At 50.8% G+C, this 24,802-nt stretch carries 25 protein-coding genes; 2 read left to right on the top strand and 23 right to left on the bottom strand.

Annotated elements, in window-relative coordinates:
- Positions 1-20 precede the first annotated feature (20 nt).
- The 6 genes from CLFS41_RS02245 to CLFS41_RS02270 all read right to left on the bottom strand — a co-directional run bounded on the left by CLFS41_RS02245 (position 21) and on the right by CLFS41_RS02270 (position 5,635).
- Positions 21-899, bottom strand: coding sequence for an ROK family protein (locus CLFS41_RS02245; protein WP_007864328.1), 879 nt, complete (start codon positions 897-899; stop codon positions 21-23).
- Between the two features lie 121 nt (positions 900-1,020).
- The gene (locus CLFS41_RS02250; RefSeq protein ID WP_045091325.1) at positions 1,021-2,010 is read right to left on the bottom strand and encodes an ROK family protein; all 990 of its coding nucleotides are present in this window, start codon (positions 2,008-2,010) and stop codon (positions 1,021-1,023) included.
- A gap of 180 nt (positions 2,011-2,190) precedes the next feature.
- On the bottom strand, positions 2,191-2,898 hold the full coding sequence (locus tag CLFS41_RS02255) for a Bax inhibitor-1/YccA family protein (RefSeq protein WP_007864326.1): 708 nt from the start codon (positions 2,896-2,898) through the stop codon (positions 2,191-2,193).
- Positions 2,899-2,918: 20 nt separating this feature from the next.
- Positions 2,919-3,527, bottom strand: coding sequence for a DUF4190 domain-containing protein (locus tag CLFS41_RS02260; protein WP_045091326.1), 609 nt, complete (start codon positions 3,525-3,527; stop codon positions 2,919-2,921).
- A 43-nt stretch (positions 3,528-3,570) separates the two neighbouring features.
- On the bottom strand, positions 3,571-5,265 hold the full coding sequence (locus CLFS41_RS02265; RefSeq protein ID WP_007864324.1) for a DAK2 domain-containing protein: 1,695 nt from the start codon (positions 5,263-5,265) through the stop codon (positions 3,571-3,573).
- A gap of 13 nt (positions 5,266-5,278) precedes the next feature.
- Entirely contained in the window at positions 5,279-5,635 is a 357-nt protein-coding gene (locus tag CLFS41_RS02270) for an Asp23/Gls24 family envelope stress response protein (protein ID WP_007864323.1), read from the bottom strand.
- A 270-nt stretch (positions 5,636-5,905) separates the two neighbouring features.
- Between CLFS41_RS02270 and rpmB the strand changes: the two genes are divergently transcribed.
- Positions 5,906-6,091 (top strand): 50S ribosomal protein L28, encoded by a 186-nt coding sequence (rpmB, locus tag CLFS41_RS02275; RefSeq protein WP_007864321.1) that lies wholly within the window; start codon positions 5,906-5,908, stop codon positions 6,089-6,091.
- Between the two features lie 178 nt (positions 6,092-6,269).
- Here rpmB and CLFS41_RS30360 read toward each other — a convergent pair whose 3' ends face one another.
- From CLFS41_RS30360 to CLFS41_RS02330, 12 genes are all read right to left on the bottom strand, one after another.
- The gene (locus CLFS41_RS30360; protein WP_166436606.1) at positions 6,270-6,407 is read right to left on the bottom strand and encodes a hypothetical protein; all 138 of its coding nucleotides are present in this window, start codon (positions 6,405-6,407) and stop codon (positions 6,270-6,272) included.
- 70 nt (positions 6,408-6,477) lie between these two features.
- Positions 6,478-7,524 (bottom strand): NAD/NADP octopine/nopaline dehydrogenase family protein, encoded by a 1,047-nt coding sequence (locus tag CLFS41_RS02280; RefSeq protein ID WP_045091327.1) that lies wholly within the window; start codon positions 7,522-7,524, stop codon positions 6,478-6,480.
- A 265-nt stretch (positions 7,525-7,789) separates the two neighbouring features.
- Positions 7,790-8,215, bottom strand: coding sequence for a GerW family sporulation protein (locus CLFS41_RS02285; RefSeq protein ID WP_045091328.1), 426 nt, complete (start codon positions 8,213-8,215; stop codon positions 7,790-7,792).
- 18 nt (positions 8,216-8,233) lie between these two features.
- Positions 8,234-9,250, bottom strand: coding sequence for a DUF2953 domain-containing protein (locus tag CLFS41_RS02290; protein WP_045091329.1), 1,017 nt, complete (start codon positions 9,248-9,250; stop codon positions 8,234-8,236).
- Entirely contained in the window at positions 9,247-9,645 is a 399-nt protein-coding gene (locus tag CLFS41_RS02295; protein WP_227161294.1) for a hypothetical protein, read from the bottom strand. The genes CLFS41_RS02290 and CLFS41_RS02295 overlap by 4 nt, the downstream gene beginning before the upstream one ends.
- Positions 9,646-9,663: 18 nt before the next feature.
- Positions 9,664-10,986 (bottom strand): hypothetical protein, encoded by a 1,323-nt coding sequence (locus CLFS41_RS02300; RefSeq protein ID WP_045091331.1) that lies wholly within the window; start codon positions 10,984-10,986, stop codon positions 9,664-9,666.
- 25 nt (positions 10,987-11,011) lie between these two features.
- Positions 11,012-12,265, bottom strand: a complete 1,254-nt coding sequence (locus CLFS41_RS02305; RefSeq protein WP_045091332.1) for a competence/damage-inducible protein A — start codon at positions 12,263-12,265, stop codon at positions 11,012-11,014.
- Between the two features lies 1 nt (position 12,266).
- Entirely contained in the window at positions 12,267-12,809 is a 543-nt protein-coding gene (pgsA, locus tag CLFS41_RS02310) for a CDP-diacylglycerol--glycerol-3-phosphate 3-phosphatidyltransferase (protein WP_045091333.1), read from the bottom strand.
- Positions 12,793-14,172: a 30S ribosomal protein S12 methylthiotransferase RimO gene (gene rimO / locus CLFS41_RS02315; protein ID WP_040416807.1), complete on the bottom strand. Its 1,380-nt coding sequence runs from the start codon at positions 14,170-14,172 to the stop codon at positions 12,793-12,795. Before rimO ends, pgsA begins: the two co-directional genes overlap by 17 nt.
- Before the next feature lie 181 nt (positions 14,173-14,353).
- Positions 14,354-14,629: a DNA-directed RNA polymerase subunit omega gene (gene rpoZ, locus CLFS41_RS02320; protein ID WP_045091334.1), complete on the bottom strand. Its 276-nt coding sequence runs from the start codon at positions 14,627-14,629 to the stop codon at positions 14,354-14,356.
- A 31-nt stretch (positions 14,630-14,660) separates the two neighbouring features.
- The gene (gmk, locus tag CLFS41_RS02325; RefSeq protein ID WP_007864277.1) at positions 14,661-15,290 is read right to left on the bottom strand and encodes a guanylate kinase; all 630 of its coding nucleotides are present in this window, start codon (positions 15,288-15,290) and stop codon (positions 14,661-14,663) included.
- A 41-nt stretch (positions 15,291-15,331) separates the two neighbouring features.
- Entirely contained in the window at positions 15,332-16,210 is an 879-nt protein-coding gene (locus CLFS41_RS02330) for a YicC/YloC family endoribonuclease (RefSeq protein ID WP_045091335.1), read from the bottom strand.
- Positions 16,211-16,420: 210 nt separating this feature from the next.
- On the opposite strand from CLFS41_RS02330, the gene CLFS41_RS02335 reads away from it, so the two are divergent.
- Positions 16,421-18,169 carry an NFACT RNA binding domain-containing protein gene (locus CLFS41_RS02335; protein WP_045091336.1) on the top strand — a complete coding sequence of 583 codons (1,749 nt, stop codon included), beginning with the start codon at positions 16,421-16,423 and terminating at the stop codon, positions 18,167-18,169.
- A gap of 139 nt (positions 18,170-18,308) precedes the next feature.
- Here CLFS41_RS02335 and rpsU read toward each other — a convergent pair whose 3' ends face one another.
- The 5 genes from rpsU to CLFS41_RS02360 form a co-directional block, all read right to left on the bottom strand.
- Positions 18,309-18,485 carry a 30S ribosomal protein S21 gene (gene rpsU, locus CLFS41_RS02340; protein ID WP_003504099.1) on the bottom strand — a complete coding sequence of 59 codons (177 nt, stop codon included), beginning with the start codon at positions 18,483-18,485 and terminating at the stop codon, positions 18,309-18,311.
- A gap of 154 nt (positions 18,486-18,639) precedes the next feature.
- Entirely contained in the window at positions 18,640-21,288 is a 2,649-nt protein-coding gene (gene alaS, locus CLFS41_RS02345) for an alanine--tRNA ligase (protein WP_007864270.1), read from the bottom strand.
- 174 nt (positions 21,289-21,462) lie between these two features.
- Entirely contained in the window at positions 21,463-22,368 is a 906-nt protein-coding gene (locus tag CLFS41_RS02350; protein ID WP_045091337.1) for a lysozyme inhibitor LprI family protein, read from the bottom strand.
- Between the two features lie 188 nt (positions 22,369-22,556).
- On the bottom strand, positions 22,557-23,039 hold the full coding sequence (gene rnhA, locus CLFS41_RS02355) for a ribonuclease HI (RefSeq protein ID WP_007864266.1): 483 nt from the start codon (positions 23,037-23,039) through the stop codon (positions 22,557-22,559).
- Between the two features lie 28 nt (positions 23,040-23,067).
- Positions 23,068-24,669 (bottom strand): MBL fold metallo-hydrolase, encoded by a 1,602-nt coding sequence (locus CLFS41_RS02360; protein WP_347467348.1) that lies wholly within the window; start codon positions 24,667-24,669, stop codon positions 23,068-23,070.
- Positions 24,670-24,802 lie beyond the last annotated feature (133 nt).

A 24,802-nucleotide genomic window follows, 5' to 3' on the forward strand; every position in this document is an offset into this window, starting at 1 on the left:
ATAAACCTCCTGAAGTAACCTTAGCGTGAAGCCTCCAGGGCATTCAGCCCCAGCTTGATGCATCCCATAATACCCTGGTCATCATTCAGGCTGGCCGGAACAATATAATTCTCCATGTCCTGCAGTTCCTTTGTGTTAATATAACCGTTCAGCTGCTCCAGCACCTTTTCCCGGATCATGGGGAACAGCTGCATCTGATGCATGACACCTCCGCCCAATATGATCTTCTGGGGTGAAAGTAAAAGGATGTAGTCCACCAGAGACTGGGCAATATAGTAACTCTCCAGCTCCCAGGCCTCCTTATTGTCCACCAGGTCCACTGCCTTTTTGCCCCATCTTTTTTCAATGGAGGGACCGCTTGCAAAGCCCTCCAGACAGTTCTTGTGATACGGGCAGATGCCTCCCTCCGGATCCTCAGGATGGCGTACCAGAAAAACATGTCCGCCCTCGGGGTGCAGCATACCGTGGAGAAGGCCTCCGTTTACCCAGGCGCCCACACCAACACCGGTTCCTATGGTAATATAGATCACGCTGTCCAGCCCTTTGGCGCATCCATAGGTCACTTCTCCCAGGCAGGATCCATTCACATCCGTATCCAGCCCCACCGGTACCTTCAGCGCATCCCTCAGGCCGCCGATCAGGTCCTTATGGCGCCATGCCAGCTTGGGCGTGTCCAGAATATAACCAAAGGTTTCCGATTTTGTATTCACATCCACTGGTCCAAATGCGCCCACGCCCAATGCTGCGATCTCTTTATCCTTAAAATATTCAATTAGTTTTGGAATCGTCTCCTCAGGTGTGGTGGTGGGAATGGAAATCTGCTCCAGTATGGTCCCGTCTTCCGTTCCAATGGCACACACCATCTTTGTTCCGCCTGCTTCCAATGCTCCAATTAACATATGTGCTCCCCTTTCATAAACAATACTCGATTCTTGCATTATACAATCTTTTCCTGATTTTGACTAGAGTGTGTTTGAAAATTGCTTTCCGGCAGCTGTGTGTCACCCTTGGCTGGAACTATCATTCCAATGCTGCCACCACTGCCCCATAATCCCCAATCCGATCCCCCAGCGCAGCGGGCACAATGGTACAGGCGGCAAGGGACTCAGGTAAGGCTTCCTTTCTAAGTTCCTTTTCCATCTCCTCTCTCATCAGCTTCCCTGACCTGGCAAATATGCTCCCCACCACAATCCGCTCCGGGTTAAGGATATCAATGAGGACTGCAAGGCCGCGGCCAAAGTATCTTCCTGAACATCCATAGACCTGAAGGGCATCCTCCATGCCGCACTCCGCCGCCTCTGCCACATCCTTTGCCGTAATGAAATCCAGCCCCTTTTTCCCTGAATAAGACACGTTTTTCCCCTCTTTAAGGGCTTCAGCAGCCATTCGTCTCGCCAGCTGCGCGATTCCTCCGCCGCTGCAAAACCCTTCAAAGCTTCCCGCTTTCCCATACCCCACCGGTCCATCCTGATCCAGCCGGATATGCCCTGCTTCCCCAGCCATGCCGCAGGCCCCCTGGTACAGCCTGCCGTTTAGGATCAGCCCAGCCCCCAGCCCTGTTCCAAAGGTCAGGAATATCATATGGCGGCAGCCCTGTCCCGCCCCGTATCTCCACTCGGCCAGTGCGCACGCATCTGCATCATTCTTAAGCCTTGCCGGCATTCCCAGTTTTTGTTCCATGTATTCCGTGATGGGAACCTCATCCCAGCCCGGAAGATTTGGCGGAGAAAGTATCACTCCACTGCCGCTGTCCAACGGACCGCCGCAGGAAATACCGATCACACAATCGTCCGGCAGGATGCCGTGGCGTTTCACCATCTCCCCTCCACGCAGGGCAAGGATACCCAGTACCTCTTGCCAGCTTCCCTTTGTGGGAACCGCGCACCGCTCCAAAAACTCAATTCCATCCGTTTTCTTTCTGCCAGTCCTTGCCAGAAGGACTGCTGATTTAGTTCCGCCTATATCCATTCCCAGTATATAGTTGTCTCTCTCAATGTTATCGCTTTCCATGTTATCTCCCATCAGTATGGTCTTTTATCCATACGGCCGCAAACCAATTTCCGTCAAGTAAAAAGCAGCTGCCGTATCCTCTAAAGGGCACAGCAGCTGCCTACATCGCGGTGATGTCATGTATGATCTTTTCTTACCGCCTGTCTGAATCTCCTGATCCGAGTCCGTTTCAAAGAACCATCAGCTCTTTCTGCGTCCCAACACGCGCAGCAGATAGATAAACAGGTTGATGAAATCCAAATACAGCTGAAGCGCTGCGAAAATGGATGCTTTGGCAGCCATCTCCGGCACCTGGCCGTAATATGCATGGTATGCCTGGATCTTCTTGGTGTCATATGCCGTAAAGATCAGGAACAGGAAAATCCCGATCATGGATACCGTTGTCTCAAAGGCGCTGAGGTCAATAAACATGGCCAGCAGCCAGAAGAACACCAGGAAGATCAGACCGCCCATCATAAACGGACGGATCTTTGCAAAGTTGATATTGCCAAACCAGCCGATCAATGCCATGATCCCGAAAAATACAGATGTGATACCAAACACGGTCCACAGAATGGTCAGGTCAAATACGATCAGGTACGCACAGAATACGATTCCGTTAAGAGCCGCATACAGGAAGAACAGGGCTCTGGCCATGCCAACGGACATCTTCTCGATCCTGGCTGAAAGGAATATCACTACGCCCAGCTCTGCAGCCAGCAGGATATAATGCCAGTAAGGGATCGCATACACATAAGCGATGGCCCTTGTCATATATCCCCCCACGGCTACCACAAACGTGATCAGAAGGCCCGCAAACATCCAGCCAAAGGTTTTAGCAGTGTAATGTCCCAGGGATTCTCCTTCTACCTGTACTTCATAAGACCGGTTCATCATTTCTTCATTCATACGTCATCTCTCCTTTATTTTTAAATTGCATAAGCGAATAATACCATTACCAAACCAATGATATAGACCACAAGGGCTATTACCATGGCAATAGTGCCAAGTATCACAGCTGCCCTGGCAATGTTATTCTTGGAAGAATTCCTGGCTTTCTGGCCAAAGGAAATGCCCAGGCCGCCAAACAGAATCCCCAGAATAGGCACCAAGAGCCCCATCACGATTCCCAGTATGGACAGGACCATGGATGGCACTGCATATTTTCCGTGGTCCACCACCGTTACGGTGACCACATGGTCCCCCGGCTGCTCCTGTCCCTGAGGAAGGGGCTGGTGGAGAAGGCTTATGAGTTCTTCCAGGCTTTCCCTGAACATCTTTTTGGGCAGGGCTCCCATAAAGCCCTTAAGCGGGTTCTCCCTGTGCTTTCCGATCCATGCCTCCAGGTGCAGGCTGCCGCCGGAATACTCATATCGTATAAAGCGGGCCGAGAGCAGGAATCCATCCCCCTCCTGCCACACCTCTTCACCTTTATGGGTCTTCTTTTTAAAACCATTCTTATTCAAATAATCTTCCATCAGAAATTGGACAAATTCCTGAGGCTGATTCAATCTCTCATCCCGAACCCATCGCGCCATGTCTTATGTTCTCCCTCAATCTCTTTTGTCTGCAGACCCCTGCCTACTCGGCAGAAATCATATAATAATAGATAGGCTGACCTCCGTACTGGAGTTCGATCTCCTTATCAGGATACAGCTGTGCCGCCCGGTGTATCAGGCTTTCTGCCGCGTTTTGAGGCACATCACATCCGTAATACACGGTAACCAGTTCGGAATCCTGATCCAGCATGGCGTCCAGCGCATCCATTGCAACGCTCTCAACCGACTTTCCTGCCGCCAGCATACCCTGGTCCCCAATGGCCATGATGTCCCCTTCTTCTATGTCCATGCCGTCTATCTTAGTGGTACGCACCGCATAGGTGATCTGGGCTGTTTTTACATTGAGCATTTCCTCAGTCATATTGTTCAGGTTTTCCTCTGCCGACAGGTCCGGCATAAAGTTCACCAGTGCGGTGATCCCCTGTGGCACGGTCCTGGAAGGGATGACAATGATGTTCTTATCTTCTGTCAGATCCCTGGCCTGCTGGGCCGCCATAATAATGTTCTTATTATTTGGAAGGATAAAAATATTCTCAGCATTCACCTTGTCAATGGCATTGAGCATATCCTCGGTGCTGGGATTCATGGTCTGGCCGCCCTCAATCAGGTAGTCGGCCCCGATTCCCTTAAAGATCTCGCTGAGCCCGTCACCGCTGGACACTGCGATAAAACCGTACTCTTTGCGTTCTTCCGGCTCCGCCTGTGTGTCTGCCAGATTCTGCGCAGCCTGCTCCCTGGCCATCCTCTCAGAATCCTTGATGACCCGTTCCTGGTGCTCCTCCCTCATATTATCAACCTTCATGCGGGACAGGGAACCAAAGGTCAATGCCTTCTCAAAAGCAAGGCCCGGATGGTTGGTGTGCACATGAACCTTTACGATCTCGTCATCCGACACCACCACCAGGGAATCCCCGATGGATTCCAGGTATGCTTTCAATTCAGTCTCATCCTGATCCGAGTATTCCTTTTCCAGGTTAATGATAAATTCCGTGCAGTACCCAAACTTGATATCAGCAGTATCAATGTCTGATCTGGACGCTGCTGCCCGGGGGGGTTCTTCTCTCTGTTCCGGTTCCGTATTCAGCGACAGGTCCACCGTCTTTCCCAAAAGGCCGTCCACTGCACCCTTTACCACCTGCATCAGGCCCTGGCCGCCGGAATCCACCACGCCCGCCTGCTTTAGTACAGGGAGCATCTCCGGAGTCTGGCTCAGTACGTAGTCACCGTGTTCGATGATCACCCTTGCAAATTCTTCTATATCATCTGTCTGGGAAGCCATCTCCAGGGCCTTATCCGACATGCCTTTGGCAACCGTCAGGATCGTACCCTCTTTTGGCTTCATAACAGCCTTATACGCTGTCTCCGTGCCTCTCACCATAGCATTGGCCAGGGTGGTGGTATCTATCTCCGTGACTGATTTGATCTCCTTTGTAAATCCTCTAAGGAGCTGAGACAGGATAACGCCTGAGTTACCTCTTGCCCCCCTCAGTGATCCGGATGAAATAGCCTTTGCAAGCTGGTCCATGGTGGGATTATCAAGCTCCGCCACTTCCCTGGCTGCCGCCATGATCGTAAGTGTCATATTAGTTCCCGTATCCCCGTCAGGGACAGGGAATACATTCAGTTCATTGATCCAGTCTTTCTTAGCCTCCAGGCCCTTTGCTCCTGCCAGGAACGCGTTCTTTAGCATTCCGGCATCAATCGTACTTATACCCACAAGTTACTTCCTCCTAATCAATCACTCTCACACCTTCCACAAAGATGTTGATCTTCTCAACCTCCATGCCGGTGAATTCTTCTACTCTATATTTCACGCTTTCGATTAAGTTGTCAGATACTGCGGATATGCTGACCCCATAGGATACGATTACATGAAAATCAAAGGATATCCTGTTATCATTAATAACCACATTTATACCATGAGTCAGGCTCTCTCTTTTCAACAGTTTGACCAGCCCGTCTTTCATGCTGACTGCCGCCATACCGACAATGCCAAAACACTCTACCGCGATGGTTCCTGCATATAAAGCAATCACGTCCGGGTTGATCTGTATTTCACCCATCTTATTGCTGATTCTTCCCTTCATACACATGCCTCCAATCTTTACATTGAGCATATAAGCGTCTGTTCTTTGGACGTTTATATGCGAAAGTACCCCGCCATACTCAGCCGGTTTTTTAGGCATTTGTATTGCGAAGATTCCTTTACTAGAGACAGTATACACTATTTTCTGAAAAAAAGAAATAAATTTTTGTTTTTTCACTTGCAAATTTTATCAGATTCTGGTATCATACATTTGTTGTGGATTTTTCTAAAACATAAGAATCCAAGTAACGTGCTAAGGAGGTGCAATAGTATGGCTAAGTGTGTAATCTGTGAAAAGGCAGCTCATTTCGGTAACAAAGTGAGCCATTCCCATAGAAGATCCAACAAGATGTGGAAAGCGAACGTTAAGTCTGTTAAAGTCAAGGTAAACGGTGGGACCCAGAGAATGTACGTATGTACTTCCTGCTTACGTTCCGGCCTTGTAGAAAGAGCTTAATGAAACAGAATTCAAGTCACGGATGAAGACATTGCGAAGCTTATGACAGCTTTGGCAATGTCTTCTTTTTTGTTTTATTTTATTTCAATCAAAACATCCTAAAGAGCCACCGGGCCGCTGTCCTCCAGCAGCCTGATGGCTCCATGTTCTTCTTTTTATTCCTCTTCGATTCGCTCTATCAACAGCAAAAAAGATTATATCCCAATACAAGACAGCCGATAACGAACAGGAAGGTAAAGATTGTCTCCGGAATAAAGAGCAGAACTGCCATCCCCAGTCCGAAGCAGAACAGCATAAGTCCGCATATTCTTTTCATATCTAATCATATCCCCCATTCTGCAACAAGCTATACTTCATCATATGCAGAATTTCAGGATTCATTACCATCAATCCTTTGACAGTTCCTGCAAAATTCCTGCCGAGAAGCAGGGCGCATCTTTGGCAGCATCCACATCCAGCAAAACCCCAAAAGCATCCAGCAGCACATCAATACATGGGGTTGCCACCCCAAACATCCGCCCCAGACGGGCAATGGGCGCAATCCCAAAAGGAATATCCTCTTCCAGGTATCTGTGTTTTATGGACCTTGGTCCTTTGCCTGATACGTATGCCTGGTTATTCTTGATTGCCTCAAACAGTGTATCGTACTTGTTCGGCCAAAAGCTGTTAATGATCTCCAGGCAGCTTTTGGGTTTCACTCCTGCTGCCCGGGCCACATCACAGCGTTCCCTGTCCGCCTTTTCCACTACCCCCAGAACCTTTTTGGTGGCAGCGTCACCGTAAAAGGAATAGTCCTCCCCATTTTCCATCCTTGTGATATTAAACAGGGTGACGGGAACGTGCATAACCGGATTGGAAGAATTGATGGACGTGCTGATCACATTTTCTTCCGGCACAAGCTGGGGAAACAGCTGCTTAAGCCTGCCGCACATTGCAGAGGTCTCAGATGCAGGAACCGCGGCAGCACCGATCTCTTTCTTGATGCTTTTAACATGGCATGCCCCCTCAGCATAGTCTGCCAGAAAAAGCATGCTGCCCGTTTCCCCAATGGTGATCTGATGGGATTTCCATACATTTCCCAGTTCCTGATAGAATTCGTAGGCTCCCCAGTTCCCGTTAAATATCAATATGTCCTGTCCCGGCCGCAGGCATCCCTTCATCTGCCGGGCCACGTCACGGTGCCCTGACGCCAGGGTCATAACAAGGACCAGCTGTGCATGCTCCAGCCCCTGCGCCAGGTCATCTGTTGTTTCCGGGCAGTAGTGTCCCATGCAGCAGCCTGTGATTTCCATCCCATGCTCCCGGATTTCATTTACACGGTCCCTGCTGCGCCCCCACATGGTTACATGTACTCCTTTGTCCATAAGATAGGCAGCAGCGGCCCTGGCGGTTCTTCCCAGTCCGATAATGGTAACGGTTTCGATCCTCTGCATTATTATTTTATCCTCCTTTTCCTGACTTGTTGTATTTACAGACCGTGAGCTGCCACAGAGGCTGCCAGCAGGTTCTTTTCCGAGGTATCCAGTTCAATGCGGCAGCCCGGCGTCAGCATAAGGCTCCTTCGCCCAATTGTAAACGAATGGCAAGAGGGTGTCTGCAAACTTTGACCACTTTGACCAACTTTTCTCCCTCTCATGGCTGCAGACCAAAAAACAGCGTGACACTTAACCTGCCACGCTGCGCCTGTTTACGCCCATCCTATAGATCCACATGCTCGGTCTTTCCGGTGTCATAGGCAGCAGCCGTATCCTTAGCCGCCTGCACGGTCTCCTCCGACACAACCGGTTTGCCGCCCATAAACTTATTGATAAAATCAGGAGCCATATCGATCACCTTGGTGATGGCATCCTGGTTCTTTACATTTACCAGCTTAGTGACCCCGTTCTGGATCACCAGCACGGCGCTTGGACTCATCTTGGCGCTCATACCGCCGCCGCCCTTTTGCTTCTGCTTGCTTCCTTCCGCAAATGCTCCGGCCGCCATTCCGCAGGTTACGTCAATGAGTGGGACAATAATGGTCTCTCCAACCTGCACAGGTTCCCCCACCACGGTCTTTGTGGTGACAAACTGGTCCATGCCCTTGAATAATGTCTCTATTGTAGATGTGAACTGATTCTCTGCCATAGTATGTCCTCTTCTCTTTTATTTTATAAAACCGCGGATCATCCTGCGGGTATGTTTATCCAGATAAACCTGAAACGCCAGCCACAAAACCACGGCCAGCCGTATCCGTCCCCTGAAGCTTCCCTCTGCATCCAGTACTTTTTCATCAAACACAGGGCGCACGGTCAGCTGCTTATGGTAAAAAGGGTAGATCAGGCTCACTGCCTGAAGCACCTGGCCTGTGGTATACGGGTCATCGAAGCCAAAGGTAAGGGTTCCCTTTCCTTTTACCGGCCATATATGGGCTATAAGACGTCTGGTCTGCCTAAAAAGAAGTTTGATGGATGCCTGGTTCTTTTCATCCTCCAACCACTGTTTTTTATCCTGTACAAAGGCCTGTATCCCTTTTAGCTTACCACAAAATCCGGCAAAAGAAAACTTAAGTTTCTCCCACAAGCCCTTTATCCCGGCTGCTATGCGCTCCTGCAATGACCGGAGTTTACCAAAGATCCCGCCTGACTGATCCCGGGTCGGTGTGTCTTTTGTCACATCATCCCCCGGCGTGTCATTCCCTGACGTGTCATCCCCTTTATGACCGTCCCCACTGGAGATAGCCCCAGAAGATCCATCCCCAAGTTCTGTTCCGTCCGGACTGTCCGATGGTTTGGAAGCCCTCTCCCGGGCCGCTTTCCTGTATCTGGCCTCATCCTCCTGGAGTTCGTCATACAGGCTCTGTTCCTCGTCCCCCATCAAATCCTCTGCGCCATGCTCCACTGCTTCTGCCACGCCGCGTTTCCGCTCTTTCAGCAGGTCAAAGCCAAAGACCTTAAAGATCATCTTAAGACCGCCCTCTCTTGTGTAAAGGGCCCGAAATGACAGGATATGCAGAAACCAGCCGGCTCTCAGCACGCCCTCCGGCTTTCCATGCCAGGCGCCCTCCAGCTTATAGCGCACCGGGACAAACAAAACCACCAGCAGGACAAAGAGCAGGAGCCCCAGGATCACCAGCAGGATGATTCCGATTATTTTCAATATCATAAGCAGAATATGAATCATTGTGCCTCCTCGCAATGAGCACTTTCCCCGGACGCAGCCTTCCCGTCCCCATCGTCCAGGCAGCGCATAAAGGCATTCCAGTCAAAGGTCCCTGTGAGACGGAACATATCGTCCACCATGGTACGCACCACCTCAGCCGCTTCACCGTATCCGCTGGCCACCCCCAGGACCAGAAACTTATCCTCCTCCCGCTCCTCCTTTTTCAAAAGCAGCACAGGACGTATGTCAAGTATATGATTCCCACTCTCAGGAAGAGTAATCACATAAGTGTCCGGCATTACCTTTCCCTCCCGGATCCCTCTAAGGACATTAGGCCTGTTTTTCATGGCCCTGTCCCCCATATACAAATGCTTCCACCAGCGCATAAATCCACTCCCTGCCTTACTGCGTTTCATCCATCAGACCACAGTTTTTTACTCTTCCATCATATCGCCGATCAGCTTCATGGTAACGGCTTTCTCCATTTCATCCGTACAGCTTACAAGACTGTTTTTTACATATTCCCGCACCTCATCCAGAGATTCAAAGAAAACAGGAAGGCAGGAAAGGACCTTGGCCATAATGGCCCGGACCAGCACTTTAGGCTGGCCTTCAAAGGAACGTGCCAGTTCCTCAAAAAGGAGATCCAATTCCCCTTTGAGCACAGCGCTGTCCACGGTTTGATCCGCCTCCGGCCCGGAGGGATTCAGGGACATAAAGGAACTGCCTGACAAAAGCAGCTCCACCTGGTACAGTTTTTTTGCATCCCCTTCCTGCTTTTTCATCTCCTGCAGTTCCCGGGCGCAAAGTCCGTCCTGCATCCACTGCTCAAAATATGTTTCCTGCTTTCCCTCAAGATGTGGCAGGCTGTCCGTCACGGTTTCCGGGATCGGCTGGTTCTTTCCCTCCTCAAACAGAGAAAGAACAGTGGAAAGTATGGCGTTCAGGCGCTGCTCCTCGGATACCTCCATCATGGCGCAGTCCCTGGATATAAGAAGCACATACAGGTCATTTACCAATTCCATAAGCAGCATAAGCCGGGCAGTGTCCTCCATCAGGATTCTGCCCGCGTCCGTCATCTGCTGGGTGAGATGGCGGAACTGTTCCGGCTCCATCCCCTTGTAGTCGGCCCCCTTAAATTCCTCCAAAATGGAGTGGAGCTGTTCATACCCGGTCACCATGTCCTTTGGGGTATTTAACAATGCCTCGGAGCGCAGGATATAGATCATATCCTTTAAGCCCTCCCTGCTTCCCCCTTTATAGACGGACATGCCTTCCTCCACCAGGGAAAAAAACTTATGCTTTGTCATGCGCACAGGAAGCTGGCCCAAAACAAGGCGGATCCGTTCATTGATGGTCATGGCCTCATCCGTTTCCGTGATATAGTCCATGATGCGCTGCGTCATATCATCCTCATGGGCTGCCCCTGCCTCCGCTCCCAGAAGCTGGGGCGCATAACGGCCTTCCAGACGGTTCAGCACATATTCATATGCCTGGAATACATCCGTATATGCCGTGGCCGCCTCCATCTCGCAGGTCACCCGGTTTCTCAGTTCCTCCAGGCGGTCCACATCATGGTTTCCATCCAGGAACCCCTTTAAAAGAGCATGAAAACAAGTCCCCAGAGGAGCCAGCCGGCCGCCTAACAGCGAATCCTCAAGCGATGTCTCGTAGTACATATAATAATTCAGGGCCAGCCGCGTATAGGAGTAATTGCAGGCCGCTGACAGCTGTCTTTTGATTCTTCTTGATTCCAAAATTCAAACGCCTCCGTGATTTATATTATCTGGATGCCTCATGATCCAGTATGCACAGGCGCACCAGGTCCAGGGCTTTCATCATGGATTGTTCCCGTATCTTATCCCTGTTGCCCTTAAAATGATATTCCCTCACAGCCACATTTCCCTGTATGCAGCATGCCATATATACCAGGCCCACCGGTTTCCTGTCCGTGCCTCCCTCAGGGCCTGCAAGGCCGGTGATGGCAACACACACATCAGTGCCGCTGGCGGCAGCGCCCCCTGAGGCCATCTCCTTTGCGGTCTCTTCGCTGACCGCTCCGTAAGTTCTCAGCGTGTCCTCCTTCACTCCCAGCAGTCCCATCTTGGCTTCATTGGAGTAGGTGACCATTCCCTGCATAAATACTTGGGAAACTCCGGATACGTTTACCAGCTTTGCAGCCACCATTCCCCCTGTGCATGATTCAGCCGTGGAAATGGTAAGGCGGTGTTTCTTAAGGAGTTCCACCACCGCTGTCTCCAGGTTCACGTGTTCATCCGTGGTGTAGATCTTTTCTTTAAACCTGTCCTTGACTTCCTCCAGCACAGGCTCAATCAGCCGGCCGGCCTCTTCCTCCGTGGCGCCCCTGGCAGTGATGCGCAGGTGTACCTCCGCCGTCTTGGCATAAGTTGCAATGGTAGGATTCGTCTGACTGTCGATCAGGTCCAGAATCCTTTCCTCCACCTGGCTCTCCCCGCACCCGCATATTTTTACCATCCTGGATACCAGAACAGACTGCTGGCGCCCGGACAGCCATGGAAATACCTGCTGTTCAAACATGGGGTACAGTTCTCCCGGCGGTCCGGGAAGGAGGATGGCGGCCTTGCCGTCCTTTTCCAGTATCAGTCCCGGCGCCATGCCGTTGCCGTTGTCCAGCACCAGGGCGCCGGAGGGCACGGTGGCCATCTTCCAGTTGTTATCCGGTATTTCCCTGTATATGTTATGTTCAAAAAATGCTTCAAGATGTTTTCTGGTATGAAGATCCTCCACCAGTTCCATGCCCATGACATCTGCGCACACTTCCTTGGTCAGATCATCCTCCGTGGGGCCCAGTCCGCCTGTAAGTATGATGATGTCGGAACGCCCCAGGGCTGTCTTGACAACCTCCTTCATACGTCCGTAATTATCTCCCACCGTCACCTGGTAATACATGTCCAGACCAAGCATGGCACATTTTTCTGCCAGAAACTGGGTATTACTGTTCACAATATTGCCCATCAGCAGTTCCGTACCCACGGAAATCAGCTCTACCGTCATCCTACATGCCCCCCTCTGTAAGGATCTTATAATTCTTTGCCACATAATCCACCAGTGAAATGATGGTCAGGGCCACGGCTATGACCACAGTGATATTGGTCACCATGCCCAGGGCAGGGATATTAAAAATAAGCAGGATAACAGCGATCATCTGAAAGGTAGTCTTAAACTTCCCCCAGTAGCTGGCAGCTATGACCACCCCGTTATCCGCGGCCACCAGACGGAACCCGCTGATAATGAACTCACGGCTGATGATAATGATCACGACCCAGGCCGGAAGCTGTCCCAGCTCAATAAGGCAGATCAGGGCGGAACAGACCAGCAGTTTATCTGCCAAAGGGTCCATGAATTTGCCGAAATTAGTCACCAGATTGTATTTCCTGGCAATCTTGCCGTCAAACAGGTCCGTAAGACTGGCTACAATAAACAGGACATTTGCTACAATACGCATGGTATAGTTATCGCCATGGTCAAACAGCAATGCGGCTACAAAAAAAGGAATCATACACACTCTTATAATCGTCAGTTTATTGGGCAGATTCATCATACACCTCTCCTATCAGATCATATTCAGCGGCTCCTGTCACCTTTACCCTTACAAAGTCGCCGGACATCAGTTCCACACCGTTTCCCGCCTGACCGGACCGGGAAACCGTATCTGTACTCACAAATATCATTCCGTCCACATTAGGTGCATCCATGTAAGTCCTTCCCACATAGACCGGCTCATCCACCACTTTGCCCTCGATCAGGACCGTCAGCACCTGCCCCACCATATTTTCACAGTGCTCAAAGGCAATGTCCTGCTGCAGTTCCATCAGTTCGCCCCTGCGCTCCTCCTTCAGCTCCTGAGGCACCTGGTCCGGATAGGAATAGGCTGGCGTATCCTCCTCTGCGGAGTAGGTAAATACACCCAAACGCTCAAACTCCATCTCATTGACAAAGTCCATCAGTTCCTCATGGTCGCTCTCCGTCTCTCCCGGGAACCCGGAGATCAGGGTGGTCCTGAGAGCGATATCCGGCACGGCACGGCGAAGGCTGCCTATCCGCTCGGTCAGCTCTGCCCGGTTGGTCTTGCGGCCCATGCGCTTTAAGATCCGGTCGCTGGCATGCTGGATGGGGATATCCAGGTAATGGCACACCTTTTCCTCGGTCCGTATGGCCTCGATCAGCTCGTCCGTAATTTCCTCCGGATAACAGTACTGGATCCGGATCCACTGGATGCCCGGGATCTTTCCAAGCTCATGGAGAAGCCTTGGAAGGGATTTCTCACCATAGATATCCTTTCCGTATAGAGTTGTCTCCTGGGCCACCAGGATCAGTTCCTTTACCCCGTCCCTGGCCAGCTGGGATGCCTCCTCCACCAGTTCTTCTATGGGTACGCTGCGGTAAGGTCCTCTGAGATAAGGGATGATGCAGTAGGTGCAGCGCTTATCACATCCTTCAGAAATCTTTAAAAATGCATAATATCCTCCGGTGGTCACCACGCGCTTGGCCTTGGCGTCAGGCAGTTCCTCCAGTCCATGGAAACAGGCAATATGAGTATTATCTTCCCCTTCCAGGACCTGCTCCAGCACTTTGGCTATCTCCTCATAGGAAGTGGTTCCCAAAATGGCGTCCACCTCCGGTATCTCGTCAAGGATCTCCTGCTTATATCTCTGAGCCAGGCAGCCCGCCACGATCAGCGCCCTGCACCGCCCCTCCTCCCTGTACCGGGCCATTTCCAGGATCGTGTTGACGCTCTCCTCCTTGGCATCCCCGATAAAGCAGCATGTATTGACAAGGATCACATCCGCCTCAGTCTCATCATCTGTAAAGGTAAGGCCCAGGCCGTTTAACAGCCCCAGCATTTTCTCCGTATCCACAAGGTTCTTGTCGCATCCCAGGGATACACAAAATAATTTTATGTTTTCCATATATAAAATTTACTCCTAATAAACATTTAAGCCATCCCTGTCTTAGGGCATGTCTGAAATCCTCTTTCCGCCAAAGGTGTGTCACACTTGGGGAACGGATGTTCAAACAGGCTCCAGCGCAGCACCGGGCATGACCCTGTCTGCTGCACTGTACAGGAGACGGCTTATGATTTTATGCGTTCTGGTTCTGGTCCTGATCTTCCTCTGACACTTCTTCCTCTTCAGGAAGGATCTTTACCTTCTGATGATACAGTTCATCAATAGCAATGGATAAGGGCTTCTTCCCTGCCGCACCGGCCACCATGGGGTCCTCCCCTCCGATGATCTGTCTGGCCCTTCTGGAGGCTGCTATCACGATGGAATAGCGGCTCTGTACAACCGGCTGCTCTCCCGGCTCGATATCGCTGTTTACTACGTCAATTAAATCTGTGTATGATGGATGTAACATATTACATTCCCCTTTCAGTTTTTATATTTGATCACCTGTCATCCAGGTGGTAGAGATCCTCCCGCATCCTGCTGAGGAAATCCAGATGGTAAGATGTCTTGCTGTGCTGAAGCTGGATCAGCTGATGCATCTGCTCCACACAGGGCTGGATCTCATCATTGATCAGCAGATAGTCGTATGCCTCCATGCCTGCCGCTTCCTCAGCCGCGCGGCGCAGCCTTGCATTGATCACCTCTATGGTCTCTGTTCCTCTCCCTACCAGGCGGCGGCGCAGTTCCTCCGCGCTGGGCGGTGTCACAAACAAAAGCAGGGCGTCAGGGAAGCGTTTCTTCACCTTCAGCGCGCCCTGGATCTCGATCTCCAGGATCACGTCCTTGCCCTCGGACATCTTCTTGTCAACGTACTCCTTGGGAGTCCCGTAGTAATGGTTCACATACTGGGCATACTCCACCAGTTTGTTCTCCTCTATCATCTGTTGGAAATGCTCCCTGGATACAAAGAAATAATCCTCCCCATCCCTCTCGCCTTCCCTTGGCTGTCTTGTGGTAGCTGATACAGACAGCGCATAGTTGTCATACTGCTTCAGCAGTTCCTTCATAAGTGTTCCCTTGCCTGCACCGGAAAACCCGGATACAACCACTAATATTCCCTGATGGCTCATGGTATACTCCCCTGACTTTTCAATGTTCTGATGGTATCAGCCTATTCAATATTCTGTATCTGCTCCCTGACTTTCTCAATCTCGGTCTTCAGAGCAATTGCCTTGTCCGAAATGGAGAGATCCGTGGATTTAGACAGGATGGTATTGGCTTCCCGGTTCATCTCCTGGGCGATGAAATCCAGCTTGCGGCCAATGCTTTCCCCGCTTAAGAGTTCCTGCTTTGTATTTTCAATATGACTTCTGAGACGAACGGTCTCCTCGTCCACGCAGATCTTATCCGCAAAGATTGTAACTTCAGCCGCAATCCTTCCCTCGTCAATGGCCGTTGTGCTTAACAGGTCCTGCACCTTTGACTCCAGCTTGGCCCGGTACTCCCCAAGTATCTGGGGCGAACGCTCCTCAATGTAGTCCACCAGACCGGTCATGTAATCCAGTTTTCCTAACAGGTCTTTCTTTAAATGCTCACCCTCCGCTTCCCTGGACCGGACGAACATTTCAGCCGCCTCCTCAAGGGCAACGGACAGGATCTCCCAAAGATGCTCCTCATCATCCGGAACCTGCTCCATGGAGAAGACCTCCGGAAACTTGGCAAGTGTGGAGACCTTGACGTCATTTTGTATGTCAAATTCTTCTGCCATCCTGTTGAAATAGTCCATATATTCAGCTGCCAGCGCCCGGTTATACTTAAGGCACAGGTTGCCCTCTGTATAATCCTCGTAATTGATGAACAGGTCAACCTTTCCTCTCTGGATATATTTCTTAAGAAGGGTCCTGATCGAAGCTTCAAAATAATTGAACTTCTTTGGCATCTTAATACTCAGATCCAGATATCTGTGATTCACGGCCTTCATTTCGACAGAAATCTTATATTCATCGGTTATATTCTCGCACCTGCCGAAACCAGTCATGCTTTTTAACATAACGAGTGCCTCTCTTTCGCTTTTATCCATAGTTAGATAGTATTATAATTCATCTGGGGATTCAAGTCAACCAGTGTATTGTAAGAAAAATTCTTGCCCTTTTCTTATGCCCCATTTTATGATATCCTTATAATCAATGGCCATGGCCATGGACAGGCTCTTTTTTACCGGGCCTTCCTGCCAAAACAGGCCTGACAGGAGTGTGTATTTATGGCATTTGACGGTATTACCATAGCCAGCCTGGTACATGAGTTTAAGAACACCCTGGAGGGAGGACGCATCTCCAAGATCGCCCAGCCCGAAAAGGACGAACTGCTCATTGCCATTAAAAATAACAAGGAGAATTACAGGCTTCAGATTTCCGCCAGCGCAAGCCTTCCCCTGATCTATCTCACGGCAGGGAACAAACCCAGTCCCATGACGGCCCCGGGCTTTTGCATGCTGCTGCGAAAGCACATCGGCAGCGCAAGGATCGTAACGGTCAGCCAGCCCGGCCTGGAACGCATCATCCAGTTTGAACTGGAGCACCTGGATGAAATGGGGGACCTTTGCAGGAAAAAACTGATCGTAGAGATCATGGGAAAGCACAGCAACATTATTTTCTGCAAAGAAGACCAAACCATTATCGACAGCATCAAGCATGTGTCCGCCCAGGTAAGTTCGGTTCGTGAAGTCCTTCCCGGAAGGGCCTACTTTATCCCCCAGACCATGGCAAAGGAAGACCCTCTCACCATCTCTGCCCAGGATTTTGCCCGCGCTATCGGCGCCGCGCCCATGACCGTACAAAAAGCCCTTTACAACCGTCTTACAGGCATCAGCCCCATCATGGCGGAGGAGATATGCCATCTGGCATCCATTGATTCAGACCAATCCGCCAATGAGCTTACCGAGACTGAGATGATCCACCTGCACCGCACCTTCAGCCTGGTGATGGAGGATGTACGTGACGGTCATTTTTCCCCGACCATCATATATGATGCCGATGGACCTGTGGAGTATGGGGCATTTCCCCTGACCTGCTATGAGGGGGCACAGTACCGCATGGAGACCATCCCCTCCATCAGCAATCTTTTGGAGAACTACTATTCCTCCCGCGACATGGTCACCAGGATCCGCCAGAAATCCTCAGATCTGCGCCGGATTGTCCAGACCGCGCTGGAGCGCAATTACAAGAAATACGACCTGCAGCTCAAGCAGCTGAAGGACACGGAAAAAAAGGAAAAATACCGAATTTACGGAGAACTGCTCAACACCTATGGTTATGAGCTTGTGGGAGGCGAAACGTCATTTCGCTGCCTCAACTATTACACCAATGAAGAGATCACCATCCCCCTGGATCCCCAGCTTTCAGCCAAGGACAATGCAAAGAAGCATTTTGACAAATACAACAAGCTGAAGCGGACCTATGAAGCCCTCGCCGGCCTGACCCTGGAGACAAAAGCTGAGATCGACCATCTGGAGTCCATCAGCTCCTCCCTGGATATTGCGCGGGGTGAGGACGATCTGGTCCAGATCAAGGAAGAACTGATGGAGTACGGTTATGTAAAGAAGCGCAGGCCCAGCGATAAAAAGCCCAAGGTCACCAGCAGACCCTTCCATTATCTCTCATCAGACGGCTACCACATCTACGTGGGGAAGAACAACTACCAGAATGAGGAACTGACCTTTAAACTGGCCACCGGAAACGACTGGTGGTTCCACGCCAAAGGCATTCCCGGTTCCCATGTGATCGTCAGGTCCGAGGGAAAGGCGGAACTTCCCGACCGTGTCTTTGAGGAAGCCGGCTCCCTGGCCGCCTACTATTCAAAAGGCCGGGACAATGATAAGGTGGAGATCGACTATATCCAGAAGAAGAATATTAAAAAAGTAGCCGGTTCGGCTCCCGGTTTTGTTATATATCATACCAACTATTCCATGGTGGCGGAGCCGGGCTGCAGCCTGAAGGAAATAGAATCATAAAAATGAGGGCGGATGATTCCACAAAACGGAACTCCGCCCTTATGTGCATTTAAACGCGAAAAAAACAGCTGGCCGCCGTGACGGATCACGGTAACCAGCTGATTTCTCTTACACCTAACAAGCTAATCCGGATTACGGATTAGTTGTATTTACGCTTACGAGCAGCTTCAGACTTTTTCTTACGTCTTACGCTTGGCTTCTCGTAATGCTCTCTCTTACGAATTTCCTGCTGAATGCCAGCCTTTGCACAGTTTCTTTTGAATCTGCGTAAAGCACTGTCTAAGCTCTCGTTATCTTTAACAATTACGTTTGACATCGCTCACACCTAACCTCCCTCCAGTTGTGTAATTGTGCATAATACAACTGTTTGGGTATTTTTCGCACTGCTATGATTATAGCATAAAAATACCATACGTCAAGAATAAATTTATAATTCTTACAGTTATTTTGCATTTTTTTGGTGATCGGGGCTATTTTGTCTGTTCCTGAACCACTTCAACGGCCTTCTTAAGGGCATCCTCAATGCCTGCAGGATTCTTTCCTCCTGCCTGAGCCATATTGGGACGGCCGCCGCCACCTCCGCCCACAAGACCGGCAATGGCCTTGATCAGGTTTCCTGCATGGGCGCCCTGCTTCTGGGCACCATCGGTTGCGGTTGCCATCAGGTTCACCTTGCCGTCCTGTTCAGACGCAATTACAACCACACCCTCGCCTAATTTATCCTTTAACTGGTCGCCCAGGCCACGCAGGCCGTTCATATCCACTCCCGCCACTCTGGAAGCCAGAACCTTAACCCCGTTTACTTCCCTTACCTGGCTCATTACATCTCCCAGGGAGTCCTTAGCCAGTTTGCTCTTTAACTTCTCGTTCTCAGCGTGAAGGGACTTGATCTCATCCAGCAGGGCCTCTATCTTGGTAGTGAGAGAAGCGGGGGTTGTCTTAGCGGTCCTGGCCGCCTCATGAAGCTCGGCCTCAACCTCCTCATAATGCTTCATCAGCCCCTCTGAGGTAAGGGCCTCAATACGCCTTACTCCAGCGGCAATGCCTGTCTCTGAGAGGATCTTAAACGAGGCAATGTTGCTGGTATTGGCAACATGGGTGCCGCCGCAAAGTTCGGTGGAGAAATCACCCATCTCAACTACACGCACACTGTCACCGTACTTCTCGCCGAACAGGGCCATGGCGCCTGTCTTTTTGGCTTCCTCCAGGGTCATGATCTCGGTCATGACAGGGAGGGCAGCCTGGATCTCCTCATTGACCAGGTCTTCCACTTTCTTGATCTCTTCAGCAGTCATGGCTGAGAAATGTGTAAAGTCGAAACGGAGCCTGCCTGCATCCACATAGGAACCAGCCTGCTCCACGTGGCCTCCCAGAACGATCCGCAAAGCCTTCTGGAGAAGGTGGGTCGCACTGTGGTTCTTACAGATAAGGGCGCGGTTCTTTTCGCAGACCGACAGGGTGACTGCATCATCCACCTGGAACATTCCCTTTGTCATAACGCCCACATGGCCCACTTTGCCGCCCTGCAGATGAATGGTATCCTCCACCTTAAACGCTCCGTCCGGGCTGGTGATCACACCCACATCGCCCTGCTGTCCGCCCATAGTGCCGTAGAAAGGAGTCTGATCCACAATAATGGTCCCCTTCTGTCCATCGGTGAGGGCCTGGACCAGCTCGTCCTCCGTGGTCAGGACCGAAATCCTGGAATCAGCAGTCAGCTTGTCATAGCCGATAAACTCTGTTGTGATCGCCGGATCGATGGACTGATAGACAGTCACATCAGCTCCCATATAGTTGGTAGTCTTGCGGGCTTTTCTGGCCTTATCCTTCTGCTCTTTCATAGAGGCAGTAAATCCGTCCTCATCCACCCCGTATCCCTTTTCCTCCAGGATCTCCTTTGTCAGGTCCAGCGGGAAGCCATAGGTGTCGTATAATTTGAATGCGTTGGCGCCGGACAAGGTTGTTCCCCCGCCGCTTTGCATCTCCTCTTCCATCTCCCCCAGGATCATAAGTCCCTGGTCAATGGTCTTATTGAACTTGTCCTCTTCCTCGGAGAGCACCTTAAAGATCATGGCCTGCTTCTCCTCCAGTTCAGGATATCCATCTTTGCAAAGTTCTATTACGGTTCCGGACAGGTCCGCCAGGAACTTTCCTTCAATCCCCAGTTTTCTCCCATGGCGTGCGGCACGGCGCAGAAGGCGGCGCAGCACATAACCTCTGCCCTCGTTGGAAGGCATGATACCATCGGAAATCATAAAGGTGCAGGATTTAACATGATCTGCCACAATACGCAGGGATACGTCCGTCTCATGGTCCTTCTGGTACTGTGTATGAGCCAGTTCGCAGACGCGGTCCAGCAGAGCCTTATTGGTATCCACTGTAAACAGGGAGTCCACGCCCTGGACCACAACAGCCAGGCGCTCCAGTCCCATGCCTGTATCAATGTTCTTATGCTCCAATTCCGTATAATTCCCATGTCCGTCATTGTCAAACTGGGTGAATACATTATTCCACACTTCAATGTAGCGGTCGCAGTCGCAGCCCACCGTACATCCGGGCTTACCGCATCCATAAGCCTCACCCCTGTCATAGTAGACCTCTGAACAGGGACCGCAGGGGCCTGAACCATGCTCCCAAAAGTTGTCCTCCTTACCGAATTTAAATATGCGCTCAGCAGGAATACCAATCTCCTTGTTCCAGATCTCAAAGGCTTCATCATCATCCAGATACACGCTGGGATACAGCCTGTCAGGATCCAGTCCCACCACATCGGTCAGGAACTCCCAGGTCCACCGGATCGCCTCGTGCTTAAAGTAATCCCCAAAGGAAAAGTTGCCCAGCATCTCAAAAAAGGTGCCGTGCCGTGCCGTCTTGCCAATATTCTCAATATCACCGGTACGGATACACTTCTGGCAGGTGGTCACCCGATTTCTGGGCGGAATCTCCTGTCCGGTAAAATATGGCTTTAAGGGGGCCATACCTGAATTGATCAGAAGCAGACTGTTATCATTATGCGGGACCAGGGAAAAGCTCTTCATTGCAAGATGTCCCTTACTCTCAAAGAATTCAAGGAACATCCGGCGGAGCTCATTCACGCCGCGGTACTGTGGTTCTTTCACTTTATCTTCCTCCATATCATAACATCATAAATTACATAACCGTCATTTTACCATATTGGCATATATTTATCAAGACTCACTTAACAAAATAAGCGGGAAAACCAACGAATTTTCATTGATTTTCCCGCTGTTTACCAGCTTCATCCTATCTGGTTGGATCTGCGTTCCCTATGCCTACTGGCCCGACACTGAGGTGGACGCTTCTTCCTTGGGAGCGGTCTTCACTCCGTTTGCATCCTCATACCGCCCGGCCAGCTCATATGCCCTGTCCCTTGTAAGACTTACCAGGGTGGCCGCGTATCCGATGCCCTCCACTGATACGCTGTTCTTTCCTGAACTCTCCGCCGCTTTGGCATCCCTGCTTTTCATCCAATCCTGCTGCTCTGCCGCCAGTTTGGCAGCCTCCTCATCGCCCAGAGACTCAAGAAGTGAATTATAGATGGTGTTCATCTCGCTTTCCCACATCTTCAGTTCTGTCTCGGCTGATGTTTTGATAGAGTAGACATTGGAATCTGTTTCCTGCTCCCGCATCTTCTGGATCTGGGTATCCAGGTCCATAAGGCGCTGCTTGTAATCAACCATCCGATACGACCTGATCTCCCCGTTTTTGGCTCCTGTAAGAGGCGATATGGGTACTGCCTCCACCGGGACATCATCATCTGAATATATCTGGGCAGCTTCTGCTTCTGCCGCCTCTGTTGAAGCGCCTGTCTCATCAGATGCAGCCATGGTTTCATCTGCGTGGGACTCCTCCATTCCATCGGCCGCAGCCGCCGGTGCTGCGCCGGGTCCCGGGGGGGCCGATGCAGCCGAGCTTAAGCTCCTTTCAGACGGAACGGCTTTCTCTGCAGCCGTTCCTCCCGCAGCCGCCCCTGGAGCCGCTCCTCCTTCCGCCGCCCTATCCTGTACTTCAGGAGCAGACGCAGGGTTGGGTGCTCCTGCAGGGATATCACCTGCCGATGCTGCTGCCTCCATTGTTACTGATGCCTGGTTTTTCACATAATATTTGGTGTAATGGGTAACACCAGTGCCTATGACCAGAATGCAGCCAATCACAATCCATATTCGTTTATCTTTCATAGTCACACTTCCCTGCCATTGTCTTGTAATAACATTATCACAAAAAATCGGGAAATGGAATATGCAGACAAAAGGAGTAATAGATTGTAAGAGATATGTAAGAAACTCCGGATCACGGTCCGGAGTTATCTGTCTGTATCGGCCTTTCCCTCAGCGCCGGGGCATAGCCCCAGGTATGTTGAGAAAAATCAATTTTCAAGACCCTCGTCTATCATTAGTCCGCTGCCGTCAGCTGCCGAAGTTGCCAGCTGGTCACAGCGCTCATTCTGCGGATGGCCTGCATGTCCTTTGACCCAGATGAATTCCACACGGTGCGGTTCCTTTGCCTTTAAAAGCCGCTTCCACAGGTCAATATTTTTCACCGGACCACTTTTCCCCCGGTTCCACCCCTTTGCGATCCAGCTGTCGATCCACCTCTGGTTAAACGCATCGGTCAGATACTTGGAATCGGAATACAGCTGTACCTCACAGGGCCTGTTAAGCGCTTCCAGCCCCACAATGGCGGCCATCAGCTCCATCCTGTTGTTGGTGGTGCGCACATAACCGCCGGACATGGTCTTCTCATGAAGCTGTCCTTTGCTGTCTGTGAAATGCAGGACTGTCCCATAACCTCCCGGGCCGTCAGGATTGCCTCGGGCCGAACCATCCGTATATATCTGTACTTTACTCATGTATCAATGTCTCCTGTCTGTACTGTCTTTACCTGTCCCATTTATTACAAAGGGCCAGTATCTGTTCTGTAAAATGAACCAGGTCTTTATTTGTGCCGCCCTGATTACGGCTGATCACATCCATAAGAAGCCTGCCCGCATCCACAAGGCGCGTATACACGCCGGTTGCCTTACGTTTTGCTGCTGTTTCTTTTTCGATCAGCACAGGTTCTGCCTCCTTGATCCAGCATCCCCTGATCAGGTCATACTGGGAACCGGAGTAGGGTGCCCTGGCAGCCAGCTTCAGCTGGGTGTTAAGAACATCTGCAAACGAAGTGCAGGACTCCTCGTCCCCGTGGACTACAAATACATAGCCAGGTCGTTTCTCAAAAGATGAGATCCAGGTGATCAGTCCGTCCCTGTCCGCATGGCCGCTGATGCCGTCCATGGTTTCAATATGAGCCCTGACATCAATCTCCTCGCCAAAGATCTTCACCGTCTGGGCGCCGTCCTGAAGCACCCGGCCAAGGGTACCTTCCGCCTGGTAACCTGCAAACACAATGGAACACTCCTGTCTCCACAGGTTGTGCTTGAGATGGTGGCGGACGCGTCCCGCATCACACATGCCGGCAGCAGATATAATCACCTTAGGCGTCATGTCAAAGTTGATGTTTTTGGATTCTTCACTGGTGATGGAGAGCTTCAGTCCCGGAAAATCAATGGGGTTGATTCCGCGTTCCACCAATGCCTTGGTTTCCGCATCATAACACTCCATCATATTCTCCTTAAACACATGGGTGGCCTCCACTGCCAGGGGACTGTCCACATAAACTTCAAACCCGTCATGCCCCTGGATCAGCTTCTCATCTTTGATGTGGCGGATGAGATACAGCAATTCCTGGGTACGCCCCACTGCAAATGCGGGGATCACGACATTGCCGCTGCGGTCCAGTGTTTCCTGGATGATACGGGCCAGGCTTTCCACATGGTTGACATCCTTTTTGTGGTAGCGGTTGCCATAAGTGGATTCCATGACCACATAATCCGCTTCACTAATATATTGGGGATCCCTGATCAAAGGCTTGTTCTTGTTGCCGATATCACCGGAAAACACGATCTTTTTTGTCTTTTTGTCCTCCGTTGCCCAGATCTCAATGGAGGCAGAGCCCAGCAGATGGCCCACGTCTGTAAACCGCAGGGTCAGGTCGTTATTGAGTTTAAACTCCTGGCCGTAAGCCACTCCCTCAAAATGTTTCAGGACGCTTTCCGCATCCTCCATTGTATAGAGCGCTTCCACCTCCACGCGGCCGGCTCTGCGGGCCTTGCGGTTCTTCCACTCAGCCTCCATCTCCTGTATGTGGGCGCTGTCCTTTAACATGATATTACAGAGATTCACGGTTGCATAAGTGGCGATCACCTGTCCTCTGAACCCCCTGGCATAGATCCAGGGCAGCATGCCTGCATGGTCGATATGGGCATGGGTCAGGAATACATAGTCGATCTCACGGTAGCTCACAGGCAATTCCGCGTTCTGATAGACATTGTTTCCCTGTTCCATGCCACAGTCAATTAATACCTTTGACGCCCCAACCTCCAGGAAATGGCAGCTCCCTGTCACCTCATGATCCGCCCCGATAAATGTTAGTTTCATCTGCATTCTCCCCTCTGCGTACTATATAGTCTTACTCCGCGAATATTCTGTCAATTCTTGGTACAGTATACCATATTCTCAATAAGAATGCAAATAGTATCGTTATATTTACACAATTTTCTGTGAAATGTCA

It is taken from the genome of Clostridium sp. FS41 (genome assembly GCF_000954015.1).
GTDB classification, from domain to species: Bacteria; Bacillota; Clostridia; order Lachnospirales; family Lachnospiraceae; genus Enterocloster; species Enterocloster citroniae.

Coding starts and splice junctions, on each gene's coding strand:
- CLFS41_RS02270 (WP_007864323.1), bottom strand. CDS start 5,635: ATGAAGGGAAGAATCAGCAATAAGATGGGTGAAATACAGATCAACCCG.
- CLFS41_RS02255 (WP_007864326.1), bottom strand. CDS start 2,898: ATGAATGAAGAAATGATGAACCGGTCTTATGAAGTACAGGTAGAAGGA.
- CLFS41_RS02280 (WP_045091327.1), bottom strand. CDS start 7,524: ATGCAGAGGATCGAAACCGTTACCATTATCGGACTGGGAAGAACCGCC.
- CLFS41_RS02335 (WP_045091336.1), top strand. CDS start 16,421: ATGGCATTTGACGGTATTACCATAGCCAGCCTGGTACATGAGTTTAAG.
- pgsA (WP_045091333.1), bottom strand. CDS start 12,809: ATGAATCTGCCCAATAAACTGACGATTATAAGAGTGTGTATGATTCCT.
- gmk (WP_007864277.1), bottom strand. CDS start 15,290: ATGAGCCATCAGGGAATATTAGTGGTTGTATCCGGGTTTTCCGGTGCA.
- CLFS41_RS02360 (WP_347467348.1), bottom strand. CDS start 24,669: ATGAAACTAACATTTATCGGGGCGGATCATGAGGTGACAGGGAGCTGC.
- rpoZ (WP_045091334.1), bottom strand. CDS start 14,629: ATGTTACATCCATCATACACAGATTTAATTGACGTAGTAAACAGCGAT.
- CLFS41_RS02295 (WP_227161294.1), bottom strand. CDS start 9,645: ATGAAACGCAGTAAGGCAGGGAGTGGATTTATGCGCTGGTGGAAGCAT.
- CLFS41_RS02350 (WP_045091337.1), bottom strand. CDS start 22,368: ATGAAAGATAAACGAATATGGATTGTGATTGGCTGCATTCTGGTCATA.
- rnhA (WP_007864266.1), bottom strand. CDS start 23,039: ATGAGTAAAGTACAGATATATACGGATGGTTCGGCCCGAGGCAATCCT.
- CLFS41_RS02250 (WP_045091325.1), bottom strand. CDS start 2,010: ATGGAAAGCGATAACATTGAGAGAGACAACTATATACTGGGAATGGAT.
- rpsU (WP_003504099.1), bottom strand. CDS start 18,485: ATGTCAAACGTAATTGTTAAAGATAACGAGAGCTTAGACAGTGCTTTA.
- CLFS41_RS02330 (WP_045091335.1), bottom strand. CDS start 16,210: ATGTTAAAAAGCATGACTGGTTTCGGCAGGTGCGAGAATATAACCGAT.
- rpmB (WP_007864321.1), top strand. CDS start 5,906: ATGGCTAAGTGTGTAATCTGTGAAAAGGCAGCTCATTTCGGTAACAAA.
- CLFS41_RS02290 (WP_045091329.1), bottom strand. CDS start 9,250: ATGATTCATATTCTGCTTATGATATTGAAAATAATCGGAATCATCCTG.
- CLFS41_RS02245 (WP_007864328.1), bottom strand. CDS start 899: ATGTTAATTGGAGCATTGGAAGCAGGCGGAACAAAGATGGTGTGTGCC.
- CLFS41_RS02260 (WP_045091326.1), bottom strand. CDS start 3,527: ATGGCGCGATGGGTTCGGGATGAGAGATTGAATCAGCCTCAGGAATTT.
- CLFS41_RS02285 (WP_045091328.1), bottom strand. CDS start 8,215: ATGGCAGAGAATCAGTTCACATCTACAATAGAGACATTATTCAAGGGC.
- CLFS41_RS30360 (WP_166436606.1), bottom strand. CDS start 6,407: ATGAAAAGAATATGCGGACTTATGCTGTTCTGCTTCGGACTGGGGATG.
- CLFS41_RS02305 (WP_045091332.1), bottom strand. CDS start 12,265: ATGACGGTAGAGCTGATTTCCGTGGGTACGGAACTGCTGATGGGCAAT.